We start from the raw sequence: 17705 nt of genomic DNA on the forward strand, positions 1-17705 counted from the left end.
GAATCAGATACCCCAGAGAATCTGCACACCCCAGACGAAGTACGCGAACATCGCGACACCACATACCGCCTGGAACAGGAAACGTACGGCAGTCGCCGACTTGCCCAGCGCCATCGGCGTCAGGTAGTCGGTGGCAATGGTCCACATGCCGACCCAGGCGTGAGCGCCCAGGGCAACCAGTGCCAGCAGACTGAAGATACGCATCGCGTTGTTGGAGAACAGAGCGTGCCACTGGGCAAACTCGATGCCCGGGTGCGCGACCAGGTATCCGATCAGGAAAATGAAATAAGCCGCGAGAACGACCGCAGAAACGCGCTGCGCCATCCAGTCATAGAGGCCCGAACGCGAGAGGTTCGTGACGTTGGTTACCATATCCAAACTCCTGCCAGCACGATCACCACCACAGAGACGGCGATGATAATTTTCGAGCCCAGTCTTCCGCCTTCCAGCGTTTCACCGATGCCCATGTCCATGATCAAGTGGCGCACACCGGCTACCAAGTGATACAGCAAGGCGGACAGGAGGCCCCATGCCACGAACTTGGCCAGCGGACTGGTCAAGCATGCCTTCACCTCGGCGAAACCTTCCTCCGAACCCAGGGATTTGCCCAATGCATAAAGCATGATGCCAAGGCCCAGGAAGAGGATGATGCCGGAAACACGATGAAGAAATGACGTAACGCCGGTAATGGGGAGTTTGATGGTCCTTAGGTCTAGGTTTACAGGTCGTTGGCTTTTCACGGCTTTTTTCACACTGAAGAGCCCCTAGCAAGCAGGGCAAAGTTGTTGGTAAGTGTACTGGTCAGGTACCCACCACCCAGGGAGTGACGACCCCAGCAACACGGGCTTGCAAGCCCCTGGCGGTCGGGGGCCGATTATAGACAGTTAGGCTACTAATGACAACGCGAAGACCTAGCCCAAATAGCGCATTGCCTTTAATGCACAAAAGGCGTAAACGGGCGGCAATTTCGCGGAAAAACATCGCTCAGAGCCCTATACAACCATGCTTTAGGCAAATTGACATTCGGATTTATCTCACTATAGTGGTGCGGGCCCTGCGTGGGGGGTCTGTCTGATGATTTCAAGCATTAATAGGAGGCCACATGGCTGACAAAAAAGCGCAGTTGGTCATCGAGGGCGCAGCCCCCGTCGAGCTGCCCATTTTAACCGGCACCGTTGGTCCCGATGTTATCGACGTTAGAGGGTTGGGGGCCACGGGCCACTTCACTTTCGACCCTGGTTTCATGGCGACCGCATCCTGCGAGTCGAAGATCACTTATATCGACGGCGACAAGGGCATCCTGCTGCATCGGGGCTACCCGATCGAACAGCTCGCCGAAAAATCCGATTATCTCGAGACCTGCTACCTGCTGCTCAATGGCGAACTGCCAAATGCCGAGCAGAAGGCCCAGTTCGTCAGCACCGTAAAGAACCACACCATGGTGCACGAGCAGTTGAAGTCGTTCTTCAACGGCTTCCGCCGCGACGCCCACCCGATGGCCGTCATGTGCGGCGTGGTCGGCGCCCTGTCGGCGTTCTACCATGACTCGCTGGACATCAATAACCCGCAGCACCGCGAAATCTCCGCGGTTCGCCTGGTCGCCAAGATGCCGACCCTGGCAGCGATGGTGTACAAGTACTCCATGGGCCAGCCCATGATGTACCCGCGCAACGACCTGTCGTACGCGGAAAACTTCCTGCACATGATGTTCAACACCCCGTGCGAGATCAAACCGATCAGCCCGGTACTGGCCAAGGCAATGGACCGGATCTTCATCCTCCACGCCGACCACGAACAGAACGCCTCGACCTCGACCGTCCGCCTGGCCGGCTCTTCGGGCGCCAACCCGTTCGCCTGCATCGCCGCCGGTATCGCCGCACTCTGGGGCCCCGCTCACGGCGGTGCCAACGAAGCCGTACTGACCATGCTCGATGAAATCGGCGATGTCTCGAACATCGACACCTTCATCGCCAAGGCCAAGGACAAGAACGATCCGTTCAAGCTCATGGGCTTCGGTCACCGCGTCTACAAGAACCGCGACCCACGCGCAACCGTGATGAAGCAGACCTGCGACGAAGTCCTGCGCGAGCTGGGCATCAAGAACGATCCGCAGCTGGAACTGGCCATGCGCCTGGAAGAGATCGCCCTGACCGATCCGTACTTCATCGAGCGCTCGCTGTACCCGAACGTCGACTTCTACTCGGGGATCATCCTCAAGGCGATCGGCATTCCGACCAGCATGTTCACCGTGATCTTCGCCCTGGCGCGGACCGTCGGCTGGATCTCCCACTGGAAAGAAATGCTCTCCAGCCCTTACAAGATCGGCCGCCCTCGCCAGCTGTACACCGGCTACGAGTCGCGCGACATCACCAAGCTGGAAGACCGCAAGTAAGCCTTTGGGCCGAACGCAAAAAAAGGCTGCCCTCGGGCAGCCTTTTTTTATGGACCTTGATCGCGGGAAAAGCCCGCGCCCACCGACCCCGCGATCACAGTTGGGCCCAGGACCCAACTTTCTAAAACTGTATACCTACTGCTTCTCAGCCTTCGCCCTCAACGCCTTCAAGGTATTGAACGGCGCATCCACCACAAATTTGTTGGCCAGCCACGACGGCACACTGCCGCCCGGCTCGGTATGCACCTGGTAGGTCACTTCAGTGGTATCGCCCTTGGGCACCAACTTCCAGAAACCTTCGACCTGGGACACCCGCACAAAACCCTTCTCCTCGGGCTGGTACTTGGGCACCCCTTCAAGCTTGCGGGTCAGGCTTCCATCGGCATCCTGAGTAGTGGTGACGTGCAGAACCGAATCCCGCGCTGTAACCGGCCATGGAGTATTGAACTGGGTGTAGGTCCAGGTCTGGTCGCCTTCATGCTTGAGCAATTTTTGCGATTTGCACTCATGGATCCACGCGCAAGCGCCGACCACGTCTTCCTGCAACGCCTTGACCCTGGCCAGCGGCGCCTTGATCACGGTGACGCCGCGGTAGGCCTTGTACTCGGAACCGGCCACTTCGCTCAGCGAAATCTTGATTCCGTCTTCATCCTTGGCCACTTTCCAGTCATCGGCATGCGCTAGCGGCGCCAGCATTGCGCTCAACCCGATGACCACTGCCACTTGCTTAAACGATCCCATTCTATTGTTCCTTATTGTCGAAGATCTGCGTTTCAAGCTGCCGTCATTTGCTCCAGCCAACCAAGAATTCTGATCGCCTCGTCGCGATCACTGCCACACACCTCCACATCGGCCTTGAACCCGCCGCACACCGCTGGTCGCTCGGGCCTGCCGAACAAACCACAGAGATTGGCAACCGACAGATGCAGGCAACGTTCCCCCGCCGGCTTGCCCTTGGGCATGCCGGGGATCGGGGAGCTGATGGAGGGCGCTATGCAGCACGCGCCACAGCCTTCACGGCAATTCATGACAACAGAATCCTCGGTGTAACAAATGATGATTGAACCTGGATAGTACGCGTTTAAACAGGCGTTTGAAATTCTTCGGGGAACGAAAAATCACCAGACATCCGGTGACTGATGGGTCATCTCGATTATTGCTTGAACTCGAACTCGATGGCGGCGCCTTCGATTTCCTGACGGGCATCGTTGCGCAGCTGCAGCTGCATCTCGTTGCTCAATAAACGGCCGTTGAGCTGAAATGGGCTATCGGAGGGAGGTTTTTCACCAAATAGATAAGGTAGCAACGGCTTTGGTGTTGCCACCGTATCCTGGGACGCAGGCTTTAGCTCCTTGACCATCTCGACCGGCAGGCTGAGATCAACCCTGGCACTGGGCAGAGGCTCGGGCGCAGGCTTGGAGGACTTTGTCGCCGCGTGCCGCACCGGCGGCTTGGCTTTTTCGGCCGGATGGACTTTTTTCGTCGTCGACGCACCACTCTCTGGCGCCGCCTGAACCATTGCCGGGCCGCTGCCAACCCACACGATCAGCAAACACAGGATCAGGCCCGCACCACGCAACGCTTTCATAAACACCGACGCACATTCCGTAAAGTGTCTATGCTCCGCGCTCCCGAGAAAACTGGCAAGTCAGAAGAAACCGGCAGAACCGGTCTCCTGGCACAGCTGACTGGCCAACATCCCCAAGGTCATCAAGGCACGTTCCGCCTCGCGGTTCCACGGAATACCGCAGTTCAGGCGGATGCAGTGGTTGAACTGTTCTGTGTTGCTGAAGATCAACCCCGGGGCAATGCTGATCCCCTGCTGCAATGCTCGCACATGCAGCTCCTGGGTGTTGACCCGGCCCGGCAAGCTCACCCAGAGAATAAACCCGCCGGTCGGCCGAGTCATTTGCGTACCCTCGGGAAAATGCTGCTGCACCGCCAATTGATAGGCGCTGAGGTTCTTCCGGTACTCCAGGCGGATGTAGCGCAGGTGCCGGTCATAGCCGCCATTTTCAAGATAAGCGGCCACCCCCATCTGGGTCACACTGCAGGCTGAATGGGTCGTGAAGGTCTGCAAGCGCTGGATTTCCGCCTGATACTTGCCTGCGATCATCCAGCCGATGCGCACACCTGGCGACAAGGTCTTGGAGAAACTCGAACAGTAGATCACCCGCCCCAGACGATCGAACGCCTTGAGTGCCTTAGTCTTGCCCTGCTCGAACATCAATTCGCCATAAATGTCGTCTTCGACGATCTGAATGTCAAAATCCGAGGCCAGGCGCAACAACTGCTTCTGGCGATCTTCGGGAATGGTGCCGCCGAGCGGATTACTCAGGCGCGCGGTCAACACCAATGCCTTGATCGACCACTGGTTGGCTGCCAGCTGCAACGCCTCCAGGCTGATACCAGTCGACGGATCGCTGGGAATCTCGATGACCTTGAGCCCCAGCAGGTCTGCCAGTTGCAGCAGACCATAATAAGTAGGCGATTCCGCGGCAATCAGATCGCCAGGCTTGGTCAACACCCTCAATGACATTTGCAGGGCATCGACGCAACCATGAGTGACCACCACCTCACTGGGATCGACCACCACTCCGGCATCGCGCATGCGGATGGCGATCTGTCGGCGCAAGGGTTCAAAGCCCGGGCTGAACATATAACTGAAGGCCCGCGGACTATGAAAGCGTGTGACCTTGGCCAATTGCTGGTGCAGCGCGCGCACTGGCAGGTAGTCCACATGCGGCACCGCTGCACCGAACGGGAACACGCCGTCACGCCGAGCCTCGGCCAGTACCTGCTGGATGATACTGCTGCGGGTCACCAGGCCTGGCCGCTCTACCCTGGCGATGTCCGGGGTTTGCGCGGTCAGTGCTGGCGTCTGGTGCACATAGTAGCCGGACTGCGGCCGGGCGCGAATCAGCCCCTGGTCTTCGAGATTGGCATAGGCCTGCAGCACCGTGGCATGACTGACGTTGAGCTGCGAACTCATCTTGCGCACCGACGGCACACGCTCACCCGGCTGATACACACCGCGCCGGATATCTTCGGCCAGTTGCTGGGCGATGCGTTGATAGAGCAGCAAGTTAGTCATGATGGGTTCTCGACACGCAGGCAATGTAGTTATTGTTGTAGGACTCGATTCTCGAGCCAGAATACCGGAACAGTTGCAAAGTGTACTGGGACAGATTGCAGAATAGTAGACAATACAGTTGTGTGACAGCGCCTGCTGTCGACCCTTTCACAGGCCACAAAAAAACCCGACGAGGTCACTCGTCGGGTTTTTTGCAGTACTGCGTCAGCGTGCGGCGCCGAGTTTGCCCTTTTCGTCAGAGAACACAATCTCGACCCGGCGATTCTGCGCCCTGCCCCGCTCCGAGGCATTGGCCTCGACAGGGTACTGGTCGCCATAGCCTTCAACCTGGATACGTTTCTCGTCGACACCCAGGTCGACCAGCATATCCGCAACAGCCTGGGCCCGATCGCGAGACAGCTTGAGGTTGTCTTCCGGTGCGCCGGTACTGTCGGTGTAGCCCTCGATACGCACGATACGCTTGGGGTTGAGCTGCAGGAACTGCACCAGCTTGAGCACGGTACGGCTGGCCGAGTTCTTCAACTCTGCACGCCCGGTATCGAACAGCACATCCCCCAAAGTCATCACCAGGCCGCGATCACCTTCGCTGGTGGCCAGGCTGACAATTTGCGCCTCCACCCACTTGCCCTGCTGCTGCACGCTGGCAAGCTTGGCTTCGCGCAGTGCCAACTGGAGACGCTGGCGCTCAAGCTCCAGCTTCGCCAGGCGCTCCTGATTGAGCACCAGGTTGGTGTGCTCGCGAGCGATATCGCTGTAGCGCTCGCTCAGGTAGGCGTAGTGGCGAACATCGGCACCGGTACCCAGGTAAGTGGACAGACGATCGGCACGGGCCAGGGACTCACCGGCACGAATTACATCCCGAGGCGCACTGCGCAACACATCGGAATCGTCCTTGACGGTCTGGAACTTGGCCGCCGCATCATCGAGCGCCGATTCGCTGCGCTGACTGGCACACCCCTGCAGGCCCACGAGGCCGACCAGCAGCAGGGCCGCCATAGGTTTGATCGAACTCACTGCTGCTCCCCCAACTGTTTGCGCAAGCGATTGACGCGCGTTTGCAGCAGGTCCAGCTGATCTTTGCTCTTGCTGGTCAACACCCGCGCTTCGGCCAGGCGCGCATCGAGCTCGGCCTGCTCGGCACGCATGCGAGCGTCGCGGTAAGCCTCACTGGTCATATTGACCCGAGCCCTGGCCATTTTGTCTTCGGCCAGCTTCAGCTCGGCCACATCATCGGTCGCGCCGACGGCCTTGGCCTGCTCCAGCGCCTGCTCAGACAAGCGAAACTGCTCATTGGGTGCCGGGTCGTTGGCACATCCGGCCAAGGCCAGTAGCGCCAGGGCGGCGAATAGTGGTTGGATTCTCACACAATCTTCCTACTGTTTAGGGGCATCCAGCGGCGCCTGCATCTGCGCTTTCCAGCGCTCGATATTGCGTTGCAGCACCGCCTGAGACACGCCGGAGGCCGGCAATTCTGTCAGCTTTTTTGCCAATTGTCCGCGTATCCAGGCGTCATTACAGGCTGAATTATGGGACAGCGCCACATACAACCCCGGGCGATCCAGAGGCAAGCCGCGCGCCACCAGCTCATTGCCCATACCCAGTGATTGCGCCATGGCCATGCCGGAGTAACGTCCGGCCAGCACGTACTCCACCTGGCCAAGCAACAGCTGCTGGAACGCCTGGGTGAGGCTCTGTGCCGATGAGAGCTTCAAATTGGACTTGGCAAAGGCTTCGAATTCAGGCGTCAGTCGCGACTTTTGCGACAGACTGCCCTGACGCTCGTGCAGATCGGCCAGGCCATCGTAGAGCAGCGGTGAATCGTGACGTGTCCACACCAGGTACTCGTTGTGCATCAGCGGCGGATGCACATAGTCCAAGGCCGTCAGCTCTGCCACCACCAGGGGGGCATCGATCAGCATGTCCACCCGTCCGCTGCGCACTTCTTCAAGGGCCTCGCTGCGGCTGCCAGCGTAGAGAATTTCGACTTTCACCCCAAGCTGCGTCGCAACCTGGTTGAGCAGATCGGCGTTGGCGCCGATCAGATGCCTGGGGTCTTTAGGGTCACGCCACAGATAAGGCGGTGCGTCAGGACTGCCAGTGGCCACCAGGCGCTCGCACTTGCCCACAGCCATTGCCTGCGACGGCAGCAACACCGCAGCGAGCACCAGCGCCGTATTGATCCGGCCAAGCCATCCCATGCAACCGACTCCTTACCCTTCTTGCACAATAAAAAAGCCCGGTCCCACAAGTTGCGCAAGACTGGCTTGTGCAACCCGCCCGGACCGGGCCCTTTATAAGTGAAGCAGCGGGATTAAACCAGCTTCTCCAGCTCAGGTACGGCTTCGAACAGATCAGCCACCAGGCCGTAGTCGGCCACCTGGAAGATCGGCGCTTCTTCGTCCTTGTTGATCGCAACGATCACTTTGGAATCTTTCATGCCGGCCAGGTGCTGGATCGCGCCGGAGATACCGACGGCGATGTACAGTTGTGGCGCAACGATCTTGCCGGTCTGACCGACCTGCATATCGTTGGGTACAAAACCTGCGTCGACGGCAGCGCGCGAAGCGCCGACGGCAGCGCCCAGCTTGTCGGCCAGGGCGTACAGGTGCTTGAAGTTGTCGCCGTTCTGCATGCCGCGGCCGCCGGAAACGACGATTTTGGCAGCGGTCAGCTCAGGACGATCGGACTTGGCCAGCTCTTCGCCAACGAAAGCCGAAGTACCAGCGTTGTGGGCGGCAGCTACGGTTTCGACCGCAGCCAAACCACCTTCAGCGGCAACGGCATCGAAGCCGGTGGCACGAACGGTGATGACCTTGACGGCAGCGTTGGACTGCACGGTAGCGATGGCGTTACCGGCATAGATCGGGCGCTTGAAGGTGTCAGCCGATTCAACCGCAATGATCTCGGAGATCTGGTCGACATCCAGCAGGGCGGCAACGCGCGGCAGGATGTTCTTGCCGTTGGAAGTGGCAGGGGCCAGCACGTGGCTGTAGCCTTTGCCCAGCTCTGCGACCAGCGGAGCAACGTTCTCTGGCAGCTGGTGAGCATAAGCTGCGTTATCGGCAACCAGGACCTTGGCAACGCCAGCGATTTTCGCAGCAGCTTCGGCAACACCACCTACGTTCTGGCCAGCGACCAGCACATGGATGTCACCACCGATCTTAGCGGCAGCAGCAACAGTGTTCAGGGTGGCCGGGGCTACGGCACCGTTTTCGTGTTCAGCGATAACCAGGATAGTCATTTAGATTACCTTCGCCTCGTTCTTCAGTTTCTCGACCAGTTCAGCAACCGACTTGACCTTGATACCCGCGCTGCGAGCAGCCGGCGCTTCGACTTTCAAGGTCTTGTTGGTGGAGGCAGTGGAAACGCCCAGCGCGTCTGGAGTAACGGTCTCCAGCGGCTTCTTCTTGGCCTTCATGATGTTCGGCAGCGACGCGTAGCGTGGCTCGTTCAGGCGCAGGTCGGTGGTGACGATCGCAGGCAGGTTCAGCGCAACAGTCTGCAAGCCGCCGTCGATTTCGCGGGTGACGTTGACCTTGTCGCCAGCAACTTCAACCTTGGAGGCGAAGGTACCCTGAGCGAAACCGGTCAGCGCAGCCAGCATCTGGCCGGTCTGGTTGTTGTCGCTGTCGATGGCTTGCTTGCCAAGGATCACCAACTGAGGTTGTTCTTTGTCGACCACAGCCTTGAGCAGCTTGGCTACGGCCAGGGAGGTCAGCTCATCGGCAGACTCAACCAGCACTGCACGGTCGGCACCCAGTGCCAGGGCAGTACGCAACTGCTCCTGAGCAGTGGCCGGGCCTACGGTAACGACCACGATTTCGCTCGCAACACCCTTCTCTTTCAGGCGTACGGCTTCTTCTACGGCGATTTCGCAGAAGGGGTTCATGGACATCTTGACGTTAGCAAGGTCGACGCCGGAGTTGTCCGCCTTGACGCGAACCTTGACGTTATAGTCGACCACTCGTTTGACAGCTACAAGAACCTTCATGGATTCCTCGTTACTCTCCGGTGAAAAGAATGTCGCCTGGGGCAAACCCGGCGATTGCGCGTGGGTACAAGGGCACCTCTAAAAACGATTGCAGCCGGTCGAATTCAACCCTGACCCAGCAGTCTCAATTTGACCTCGCAGGAGCAAAACCCGTGGTTCATTTTCTGTCGTGGTGTGTAAACTCCACTACAAAGCGGGTAAAGGCCTCAATGCCCTGCTTTTCGCCTGGTTTTTAGGGGTGCACCTGCATCCGACGGTCAGCCTACGGCGAGCGCAAAACCGCTCGTATCTTGACCGTAACGCCCAATCCGGTCAATACGGCAAACCGGTCAGCTTCAAGCCGCGCTTCTTTGATTTTACTGGCCTGCGGCAAATTCAAACAAACGTTTGTATTGGACCCCGCGAGTGGTGTAGATATAATGCGCGGCCAAGAGAAAGCGGTGTAGTCCGTCATCACTCGAGCTACAGCCCGAGCGCACTCAAAATGACCGCCTGACACCCGCCAACAAAGAAAAACCGATGAGCCTTGAGTAGGAGAGAACCTGTGGAACGCGAATACATGGAATTCGACGTGGTCATCGTCGGCGCCGGCCCGGCGGGCCTGTCCGCCGCCTGCCGACTGAAGCAGAAGGCCGCCGAAGCCGGTAACGAAATCAGCGTTTGCGTGGTTGAGAAAGGCTCTGAAGTCGGTGCCCACATCCTCTCCGGCGCAGTGTTCGAACCACGCGCCCTGAACGAACTGTTCCCGGACTGGAAAGAGCTCGGCGCCCCGCTCAACACCGCCGTCAAACGCGACGACATCTATGTGCTCAAGGATGCTGGCAGCTCGATCAAGGTCCCTGACCTGTTCGTGCCCAAGACCATGCACAACGAAGGCAACTACATCATCTCGCTGGGCAACCTGTGCCGCTGGCTCGCCCAGCAGGCCGAGAACCTGGGCGTGGAAATCTACCCAGGCTTCGCCGCCCAGGAAGCGCTGTTCGACGAGAACGGTGTGGTCCGCGGGATCATCACCGGCGACCTCGGCGTCGACCGTGAAGGCAACCCAAAAGACGGCCTGTACACCCCCGGCATGGAACTGCGTGGCAAGTACACCCTGTTTGCCGAAGGCTGCCGTGGTCATATCGGCAAGCAACTGATCAAGCGCTTCAACCTCGACAGCGACGCCGACGTCCAGCACTACGGCATTGGCCTCAAGGAAATCTGGGAAATCGACCCGGCCAAGCACGAGCAGGGCCTGGTGGTACACACCGCCGGCTGGCCGCTGGATGTGATGGCCAAGGAGAATACCGGGGGTTCCTTCCTGTATCACCTGGAGAACAACCAGGTGGTAGTCGGCCTGATCGTCGACCTGTCGTACGCCAACCCATTCCTGTCGCCATTCGACGAGTTCCAGCGCCTCAAGCACCACCCGGTGATCAGCCAGTACCTCGAAGGCGGCAAGCGCATCAGCTACGGCGCCCGCGCCCTGGCCAAGGGCGGTTTGAACTCGCTGCCGAAGATGGTCTTCGCCGGTGGCGCCCTGATCGGCTGCGACCTGGGCACCATGAACGTGGCCAAGATCAAGGGCAGCCACACCGCCATGAAGTCCGGCATGCTCGCCGCCGACGCAGTGGCCGACGCCCTACTGGCCGGTAGCGAAGGCGGCGACCAGCTCAACACCTACGTGGAGGCGTTCAAGGCCAGTTGGTTGTATGAAGAACTGTTCGCCAGCCGCAACTTCGGCCCGGCCATGCACAAGTTCGGCCCGATGCTCGGTGCGGCGTTCAACTACGTCGACCAGAACTGGTTCGGCGGCAAGCTGCCGTTCACCCTGCACGACACCAAGCCAGACTACGCCTGCCTGAAGCTGGCTGCCGACTCGAAGAAAATCGACTATCCAAAACCGGATGGCAAGTTGAGCTTCGACAAGCTCAGCTCGGTGTTCCTCTCAAGCACCAACCATGAAGAAGAGCAGCCGTGCCACCTCAAGCTTGCCGATGCGAGCATCCCGATCGGCACCAACCTGCCGCTGTACGACGAGCCCGCTCAACGCTACTGCCCGGCAGGCGTATACGAGGTCGTCACTCAGGAAGACGGCGCCAAGCGCTTCCAGATCAACGCCCAGAACTGCGTTCACTGCAAGACCTGTGACATCAAGGACCCTTCGCAGAACATCACCTGGGTCACGCCGGAAGGTGCCGGTGGTCCGACTTACCCGAACATGTAAGCCGGTTGGCAACAAAAAAGCCCCCTCGCCTCGTGGCCAGGGGGCTTTTTAATGCTCGCGGGGCAAGACCGTTCCTACCGCTACCTGCGGGAGTGGACTTGCCCCGCGATAATCTTCAGCATCGCACTACATCTTCCTCGAACGCTGCGACTTCCCGCCCCCCGAAATACATCGCCGTCAATAACCCCACCACCCCCATCACCAGCGCAAACCCCGCACATACCCAAGGGCTCCACGGCATCAACGCGATCAGCATCAGCGGTGTGGTACTGGCCCACAGGGCGTAGGCAATGTTGTAGGTAAAGGAAATACCCGACACACGAATCGGCGCCGGGAACAAACCGACCATCACCGACGGCACCACGCCCACTACACCGCACGCCAAACCCGCCAGGGCATAGGCCACGCCAGGCCATTCCCAACCGCTCACCAGGCTTGCGTACAAGGTGCCAATACCCAACGGCAGCATCACGCTGTAGAACATCAGCGCACGCCAGGCACCGATGCGGTCAACCAGCAACCCCGCCAGCACGCAGCCGATATTGAGAAAAACGATGCCCATGCTGCTCAAGGCAAATGTATGCCCGGCGTCCATGCCAAAGCGCTGCTGCATGATGGTCGGGGTAATCACCACCAGTACCACCACCGCCGAGGTCAGCACGCAGGTCAGCAGCACCGCTGGCGCCAGTGCCCGCCGATGCTCGCGCAGCACGGTGCGCAGCGGAAAGGCCACCGGTTGCTCACGACGTTCGCGCAAGGCCAGGAATACCGGTGTTTCGCTCAACCAACGACGCAGCCACACCCCGACCACACCGAACACACCGCCCAGCAGGAAGGGGTAGCGCCAGGCGTAGTCGAGAATCTCCTCGGCCGTGAACCACTGCGCCAGAGCTGTCGCTGTCAAGGCGCCGAGCAAGTAGCCAAACGTCAGGCCGGCCTGGAGGAAACCCAGGGCATAACCGCGGCGACCCACCGGGGCATGTTCGGCGACGAACACCCAGGCACTGGGTACCTCGCCGCCCACCGCCGCGCCCTGCAGAATGCGCAGGGCCAGTAGGATCAATGGGGCGAAGTACCCGATGTCGGCGTAGGTCGGCATGATGCCGATGAGCAAACACGGCAAGGCCATCATCAGGATGCTCAGGCTGAAGACCTTCTTGCGCCCCAGGTGATCGGCAAAATGCGCCATCAGGATGCCGCCCAGGGGTCTGGCCAGGTAGCCGGTGACAAAAATGCCAAAGCTCTGCAGCAAGCGCAGCCACTCCGGCATCTCTGGTGGGAAGAACAGCTGGCTCAGGGTCAGGGCGAAGAACACGAAGATGATGAAATCGTAGATTTCCAGCGCGCCACCCAAAGCCGCCAGGCTCAAGGTCTTGTGGTCACTGCGGCCCAAGCGAGTCGCTGGCGCAGGCGTGGTGGCTGTCATAGGGGCATCCATCAATCAGTGGGCAAATCAACGCGCACGCCGGCGCGCCTGGGCAAGCGCAAGAGGATAACAAAACGCACCCCAAGGGTGCGCAAGTGATAGCACGGCTCAGGACTGACGGGAGAACGCACTCGCGCCAAAGCTCATCCGTCGTGGTGTATAGGCTGGATGCGGGAGGCGCTCCGCAACACCCGGCAATTGCCCCAGCACCCTGGGCGCATCAATGATGCCCATGAAGGTCTGCAGGGTCTCGTTGTCGGGCACTTTGGGCAGGCTGATGTTCACAGCCTGGCGCTGGGCGTTCGGTATAGCGGGCACCTTCAGGTGCTGGGACTGGTACAGCAAGGCATGCTGGATCTGCGAATTGACCCGGCAGAAACGCTCAAGATCTACACCGACATGGTTGGCCAGGTCGATATTGCCCAGCAACAGGTTGAATGGCTGCAACGCACTTTGCACCAGACGCTGCAGGTCTTCGAAGCACTCCACGGGGGCAATGCGGTAATAGCCCATGCCGTTGAGCATCTTCTCCAGTTGCATCAGCTGCATCGGGTGTTCGTCGGCGATCAGAATCCGCATGGATTTGTTTGGCATCGTCTATGACCAAGGCTTGAGAGCGTTAGTGACGTTCCTTGACCATACTGCGCCAATATTTCAACTACAGGCTGGAGGCGGGCAATCCGCCTGTGAAAGGGTCTTCACTGATAGTTGTAGGGAATCGGCCAGAAATCAAGCAAAGCCAGGACGGAATTTTCAGTACCCCTGGCTCTTGCCCCTAACCCTCCTTCTGACGCGTGCCGACACGGCAATGTTTCATGGCGTTGACGATGTGCTTTTCCACCAGGCTGCGAAAGATCCCCAGGCGCTCGGCAATCTCCGGATGGGACAGGCCTTCGAGCTTTCGCAACAGAAAGCTGTCGCGACACGGTGCGCTCAGCTCATCCAGCGCCCGTGGCATCAGTACCAGTCGCTGGCGCAGTTCCAGGTCCCGGGACGGCGACGGCGACGGCGAAAAGAAACGCTCATCGGTGGCGAGCACCTCCAGCGGCTCGACCTGCCTCAACAAGCCACGGCAATGCCCGTCAATGACCAGGTTCAAGGCCGTACGGTAAAGGATGGCGCGGGGGTGTTCGATGTCGGACTTGCCTGTTCGCTCCAGCGCGGGCGTGTAGGCGCCATGGACAACATCTTCGGCTGCCCGGCGGTTACCCAGGCGGGCACAAAGGAAACTCACCAGTTCTCGATAGTAGTTTTCCAACACAACACCTGGCCGCGACGACGGCATCTTCCTGACTCTGCTAGCGAGTGATCGTATCGAGCAGATATGAATGATGGCAGTTTGCAATAATACAAATTACAATCATTTGCATCTATCGCGCTCCGAACGTTGCGCCACCTGATCACCTGTTGACCGTACCCCGCACCCTTTTCAGCTGGAACCCTGCATGAGACGTCCTTTGAACAAACGCCGCCTGCTACTTTGCGGCCTTGGTCTGCTTAGCCTGAGCGCCCTGCTCGCCTGGAAGACCCTGCCTGCCGGCGGCGACCCGTTGAGTACGGTCAGCGTCACCCGCAATGATATCGAAAGCAGTGTCACGGCACTGGGCACCTTGCAGCCCAGACGCTACGTGGATGTCGGCGCGCAGGCTTCCGGGCAGATCCGCACGCTGCATGTAGAGGTGGGTGACCCGGTCAAAGCCGGCCAACTGTTGGTCGAAATCGATCCCTCGACTCAGCAGGCCCGGCTCGATGCCGGACGCTACTCCATCGACAACCTCAAGGCCCAGCTCACCGAACAGCAGGCCCAGTACCAACTGGCCGAGCAACAGTACAAGCGCCAACGCAACCTGGCCACTGGCGGTGCTACCCGCGAAGAAGACGTGCAAAGTGCCCAGGCCCAGCTCAAGGTTACCCAGGCGCGCATCGACATGTACCGCGCCCAGATCCGCCAGGCGCAGGCAAACCTGCGCAGCGATGAAGCAGAACTGGGGTACACCCGTATCTACGCACCGATGTCGGGCACTGTGGTGGCCGTCGATGCCCGCGAGGGCCAGACCCTAAACGCCCAGCAACAGACCCCCTTGATCCTGCGTATCGCCAAGCTGTCACCGATGACCGTCTGGGCCCAGGTATCGGAAGCCGACATCGGTCATGTCAAACCTGGCATGGCGGCCTATTTCACTACCCTGGCCGGCGGCAAGCGTCGCTGGAACAGCACAGTACGCCAGATCCTCCCGGTACCGCCAAAACCGCTGGACCCCTCCGGCCAGGGTGGCGGCAACCCGGCCAGTACCAGTGGCAGCGGCGCCAGCGGCAAAGTGGTGCTGTACACCGTGCTGCTGGATGTCGACAACCCCGACAACGCCCTGATGGCCGAGATGACTACCCAAGTATTCTTCGTCGCCGGACGCGCCAGCAAGGTGCTGACCGTGCCAGTGGCCGCGCTGGATGACGATGCCAACGCCGAGGGCATGCGTATCGCCCAGGTGCTGGACGCCAATGGCAAGGTCGAGCAGCGCCGGGTACGCACCGGGCTCAGTGATCGCTTGCGGGTACAGGTACTCGATGGCCTGGCCGAAGGTGAGCGGCTTTTGATCGGCGCACCCGTTGCCAGCGGAGGTTGAGGTGAGCACACCGCTGATCGAACTGCGCGACATTCGCAAATCCTATGGCGGGGTCGACACGCCCAAGGTCGAGGTGGTGCGCGGCATCAGCCTGGCCATCCACCCCGGCGAGTTCGTGGCCATCGTCGGCGCCTCCGGTTCCGGCAAATCGACCCTGATGAACATCCTCGGCTGCCTGGACCGCCCGACGTCGGGTGAGTACCTGTTCGCTGGCAAGAACGTGGCCGACCTGGACAGCGACGAGCTGGCCTGGCTACGCCGTGAAGCCTTCGGTTTCGTATTCCAGGGCTACCACCTGATTGCCTCGGGCTCGGCCCAGGAGAACGTCGAGATGCCGGCGATTTATGCCGGCACACCGGCCGCCGAACGCCATGCCCGTGCTGCCGCCCTGCTTGATCGACTGGGGCTCGCCAGCCGTACCGGCAATCGCCCCCATCAACTCTCCGGCGGCCAGCAACAACGCGTGTCAATCGCCCGGGCACTGATGAACGGTGGCCATATCATTCTCGCCGACGAACCCACAGGTGCTCTCGACAGCCAGAGTGGCACCGAGGTCATGGCCTTGCTCGACGAGCTGGCCAGCCAAGGCCACGTGGTCATCCTGATCACCCATGACCGCGAAGTGGCAGCGCGGGCCAAGCGCGTCATCGAGATCCGCGACGGCCTGATTGTCGATGACTCGACCCGCGAACACGCCATCGAGCAAGGTCATGCCCCCGGCCTGCAGGCTGAAGACCTGCGCCAGCGCCTGGACCAGGGCGCTACCCAGAGCGACGCCTGGAAAGGCGAACTGCTCGAGGCCCTGCAGGCGGCCTGGCGGATCATGTGGATCAACCGCTTTCGCACCGCCCTGACCTTGCTTGGCATCGTCATCGGCGTGGCCTCGGTAGTGGTGATGCTCGCCGTTGGCGAAGGCAGCAAGCGCCAGGTCATGGCGCAGATGGCGGCGTTCGGCTCGAACATCCTCTATCTCAGTGGCAGTGCGCCAACCCTGCGCGAGCCGGCGGGCGTCGTGACCCTGGATGATGTTGCCGCCGTGGGCAGCCTGCCCCAGGTGAAGATGATCATGCCAGTGATCGGCAACACGCTGATGGTGCGCTACGGCAACAACAACCAGTCGTTCTATGTGGGCGGCAACAACACCTTCTTCTCCGAGATTTTCAACTGGCCCGTGGTCAAGGGCAGCTTCTTCACCGAAGCCGACGAACAGTCCGCGGCCGCCGTGGCGGTGATCGGCCAGAAGGTCCGGGAAAAGTTGATGGGCGATCAGGTCGACCCCATCGGCCAGTACATCCTGGTGGAGAATGTGCCCTTCCAGGTGGTCGGTGTACTCGAGGGCAAGGGCGCCAGCTCTGGCGACCAGGACAGCGACGAGCGCATCGTGGTGCCCTACTCGGCCGCCGCCATCCGCCTGTTCGGCAGTCGCGACCCAGAGTACGTGACCATCGCCGCCGCCGACTCGCGACGGGTGGCCGAAACGGAAGCGGCCATCGACACGCTGATGCGCAAACTGCACAACGACAAGCACGACTTTGAACTGAGCAACGACGCGGCGCTGATCCAGGCCGAAGCACGTACCCAGAACACGCTGTCGCTGATGCTCGGCTCGATCGCCGCCATCTCGTTGCTGGTTGGCGGCATCGGTGTGATGAACATCATGCTGATGACCGTGCGCGAGCGCACCCGCGAAATCGGCATCCGCATGGCCACCGGCGCGCGGCAGCGCGACATCCTGCGTCAGTTCCTCAGTGAAGCGGTGTTGCTGTCGATGGTCGGCGGCCTCACCGGCATCGCCCTGGCCGTTCTGATCGGCGGCGTGCTGCTGCTGGCCAACATCGCCGTGGCCTTCTCCCTGACTGCAGTCCTCGGCGCCTTTGCCTGCGCGGTGGTTACCGGGGTGGTGTTCGGCTTCATGCCGGCGCGCAAAGCCGCCCGACTCGACCCGGTCAAAGCCCTTACCAGCGAATAA

General features: G+C 60.3%; 18 protein-coding genes. 4 read left to right on the plus strand and 14 right to left on the minus strand.

All coding sequences use genetic code 11. From position 1 onward, the window contains the following. Positions 1-3: 3 nt before the first annotated feature. Both sdhD and sdhC read right to left on the minus strand, forming a co-directional pair. Positions 4-372 (minus strand): succinate dehydrogenase, hydrophobic membrane anchor protein, encoded by a 369-nt coding sequence (gene sdhD / locus ABVN19_RS14585; protein WP_028945358.1) that lies wholly within the window; start codon positions 370-372, stop codon positions 4-6. Beyond that, on the minus strand, positions 366-752 hold the full coding sequence (gene sdhC / locus ABVN19_RS14590) for a succinate dehydrogenase, cytochrome b556 subunit (RefSeq protein ID WP_174446946.1): 387 nt from the start codon (positions 750-752) through the stop codon (positions 366-368). The genes sdhD and sdhC overlap by 7 nt, the downstream gene beginning before the upstream one ends. Before the next feature lie 350 nt (positions 753-1102). On the opposite strand from sdhC, the gene gltA reads away from it, so the two are divergent. Continuing rightward, complete coding sequence (gltA, locus tag ABVN19_RS14595) at positions 1103-2392, plus strand: citrate synthase (protein WP_028945360.1); 1290 nt, start codon at positions 1103-1105, stop codon at positions 2390-2392. A gap of 135 nt (positions 2393-2527) precedes the next feature. Here gltA and ABVN19_RS14600 read toward each other — a convergent pair whose 3' ends face one another. The 9 genes from ABVN19_RS14600 to ABVN19_RS14640 all read right to left on the minus strand — a co-directional run bounded on the left by ABVN19_RS14600 (position 2528) and on the right by ABVN19_RS14640 (position 9477). Beyond that, complete coding sequence (locus ABVN19_RS14600) at positions 2528-3133, minus strand: START domain-containing protein (RefSeq protein WP_105641552.1); 606 nt, start codon at positions 3131-3133, stop codon at positions 2528-2530. A 32-nt stretch (positions 3134-3165) separates the two neighbouring features. Then, on the minus strand, positions 3166-3420 hold the full coding sequence (locus tag ABVN19_RS14605; protein ID WP_084168024.1) for a YkgJ family cysteine cluster protein: 255 nt from the start codon (positions 3418-3420) through the stop codon (positions 3166-3168). 125 nt (positions 3421-3545) lie between these two features. Further along, positions 3546-3980 (minus strand): hypothetical protein, encoded by a 435-nt coding sequence (locus tag ABVN19_RS14610; RefSeq protein WP_028945362.1) that lies wholly within the window; start codon positions 3978-3980, stop codon positions 3546-3548. A gap of 60 nt (positions 3981-4040) precedes the next feature. Continuing rightward, positions 4041-5486: a PLP-dependent aminotransferase family protein gene (locus ABVN19_RS14615; protein WP_028945363.1), complete on the minus strand. Its 1446-nt coding sequence runs from the start codon at positions 5484-5486 to the stop codon at positions 4041-4043. A 204-nt stretch (positions 5487-5690) separates the two neighbouring features. After that, entirely contained in the window at positions 5691-6482 is a 792-nt protein-coding gene (locus tag ABVN19_RS14620; RefSeq protein WP_036990307.1) for an OmpA family protein, read from the minus strand. A 14-nt stretch (positions 6483-6496) separates the two neighbouring features. After that, positions 6497-6850, minus strand: coding sequence for a DUF4398 domain-containing protein (locus ABVN19_RS14625; protein WP_105641553.1), 354 nt, complete (start codon positions 6848-6850; stop codon positions 6497-6499). A gap of 9 nt (positions 6851-6859) precedes the next feature. Further along, positions 6860-7684, minus strand: a complete 825-nt coding sequence (locus ABVN19_RS14630; protein ID WP_105641554.1) for a transporter substrate-binding domain-containing protein — start codon at positions 7682-7684, stop codon at positions 6860-6862. Positions 7685-7797: 113 nt separating this feature from the next. Then, a complete protein-coding gene (locus tag ABVN19_RS14635) occupies positions 7798-8727 on the minus strand; it encodes an FAD-binding protein (RefSeq protein WP_028945367.1) in 930 nt (309 codons plus the stop codon). Further along, a complete protein-coding gene (locus tag ABVN19_RS14640) occupies positions 8728-9477 on the minus strand; it encodes an electron transfer flavoprotein subunit beta/FixA family protein (RefSeq protein WP_028945368.1) in 750 nt (249 codons plus the stop codon). Positions 9478-10021: 544 nt separating this feature from the next. Between ABVN19_RS14640 and ABVN19_RS14645 the strand changes: the two genes are divergently transcribed. Beyond that, positions 10022-11686: an electron transfer flavoprotein-ubiquinone oxidoreductase gene (locus ABVN19_RS14645; protein ID WP_028945369.1), complete on the plus strand. Its 1665-nt coding sequence runs from the start codon at positions 10022-10024 to the stop codon at positions 11684-11686. A gap of 115 nt (positions 11687-11801) precedes the next feature. Here the strand turns inward: ABVN19_RS14645 and ABVN19_RS14650 are convergent, their stop codons facing one another. The 3 genes from ABVN19_RS14650 to ABVN19_RS14660 form a co-directional block, all read right to left on the minus strand. Next, on the minus strand, positions 11802-13112 hold the full coding sequence (locus ABVN19_RS14650) for an MFS transporter (RefSeq protein ID WP_028945370.1): 1311 nt from the start codon (positions 13110-13112) through the stop codon (positions 11802-11804). A 108-nt stretch (positions 13113-13220) separates the two neighbouring features. Next, positions 13221-13706, minus strand: a complete 486-nt coding sequence (locus tag ABVN19_RS14655) for a response regulator (protein ID WP_028945371.1) — start codon at positions 13704-13706, stop codon at positions 13221-13223. A gap of 181 nt (positions 13707-13887) precedes the next feature. Beyond that, on the minus strand, positions 13888-14370 hold the full coding sequence (locus tag ABVN19_RS14660; RefSeq protein ID WP_028945372.1) for a sigma-70 family RNA polymerase sigma factor: 483 nt from the start codon (positions 14368-14370) through the stop codon (positions 13888-13890). Between the two features lie 187 nt (positions 14371-14557). Between ABVN19_RS14660 and ABVN19_RS14665 the strand changes: the two genes are divergently transcribed. Together ABVN19_RS14665 and ABVN19_RS14670 are read left to right on the plus strand one after the other, a co-directional pair. Continuing rightward, positions 14558-15736 (plus strand): efflux RND transporter periplasmic adaptor subunit, encoded by a 1179-nt coding sequence (locus ABVN19_RS14665; protein ID WP_028945373.1) that lies wholly within the window; start codon positions 14558-14560, stop codon positions 15734-15736. Between the two features lies 1 nt (position 15737). Then, positions 15738-17705 (plus strand): MacB family efflux pump subunit, encoded by a 1968-nt coding sequence (locus tag ABVN19_RS14670; protein ID WP_105641555.1) that lies wholly within the window; start codon positions 15738-15740, stop codon positions 17703-17705.

This window comes from Pseudomonas vranovensis (genome assembly GCF_040438935.1).
Lineage (GTDB): Bacteria > Pseudomonadota > Gammaproteobacteria > Pseudomonadales > Pseudomonadaceae > Aquipseudomonas > Aquipseudomonas vranovensis.

What these genes read in the sequence shown, in the direction of transcription:
- ABVN19_RS14615 (WP_028945363.1), bottom strand. Translation starts at nt 5,486, where the DNA reads ATGACTAACTTGCTGCTCTATCAACGCATCGCCCAGCAACTGGCCGAA.
- ABVN19_RS14630 (WP_105641554.1), bottom strand. Translation starts at nt 7,684, where the DNA reads ATGGGATGGCTTGGCCGGATCAATACGGCGCTGGTGCTCGCTGCGGTG.
- ABVN19_RS14605 (WP_084168024.1), bottom strand. Translation starts at nt 3,420, where the DNA reads ATGAATTGCCGTGAAGGCTGTGGCGCGTGCTGCATAGCGCCCTCCATC.
- ABVN19_RS14655 (WP_028945371.1), bottom strand. Translation starts at nt 13,706, where the DNA reads ATGCCAAACAAATCCATGCGGATTCTGATCGCCGACGAACACCCGATG.
- gltA (WP_028945360.1), top strand. Translation starts at nt 1,103, where the DNA reads ATGGCTGACAAAAAAGCGCAGTTGGTCATCGAGGGCGCAGCCCCCGTC.
- ABVN19_RS14665 (WP_028945373.1), top strand. Translation starts at nt 14,558, where the DNA reads ATGAGACGTCCTTTGAACAAACGCCGCCTGCTACTTTGCGGCCTTGGT.
- ABVN19_RS14610 (WP_028945362.1), bottom strand. Translation starts at nt 3,980, where the DNA reads ATGAAAGCGTTGCGTGGTGCGGGCCTGATCCTGTGTTTGCTGATCGTG.
- sdhD (WP_028945358.1), bottom strand. Translation starts at nt 372, where the DNA reads ATGGTAACCAACGTCACGAACCTCTCGCGTTCGGGCCTCTATGACTGG.
- ABVN19_RS14620 (WP_036990307.1), bottom strand. Translation starts at nt 6,482, where the DNA reads ATGGCGGCCCTGCTGCTGGTCGGCCTCGTGGGCCTGCAGGGGTGTGCC.
- ABVN19_RS14640 (WP_028945368.1), bottom strand. Translation starts at nt 9,477, where the DNA reads ATGAAGGTTCTTGTAGCTGTCAAACGAGTGGTCGACTATAACGTCAAG.
- ABVN19_RS14600 (WP_105641552.1), bottom strand. Translation starts at nt 3,133, where the DNA reads ATGGGATCGTTTAAGCAAGTGGCAGTGGTCATCGGGTTGAGCGCAATG.
- ABVN19_RS14635 (WP_028945367.1), bottom strand. Translation starts at nt 8,727, where the DNA reads ATGACTATCCTGGTTATCGCTGAACACGAAAACGGTGCCGTAGCCCCG.
- ABVN19_RS14650 (WP_028945370.1), bottom strand. Translation starts at nt 13,112, where the DNA reads ATGACAGCCACCACGCCTGCGCCAGCGACTCGCTTGGGCCGCAGTGAC.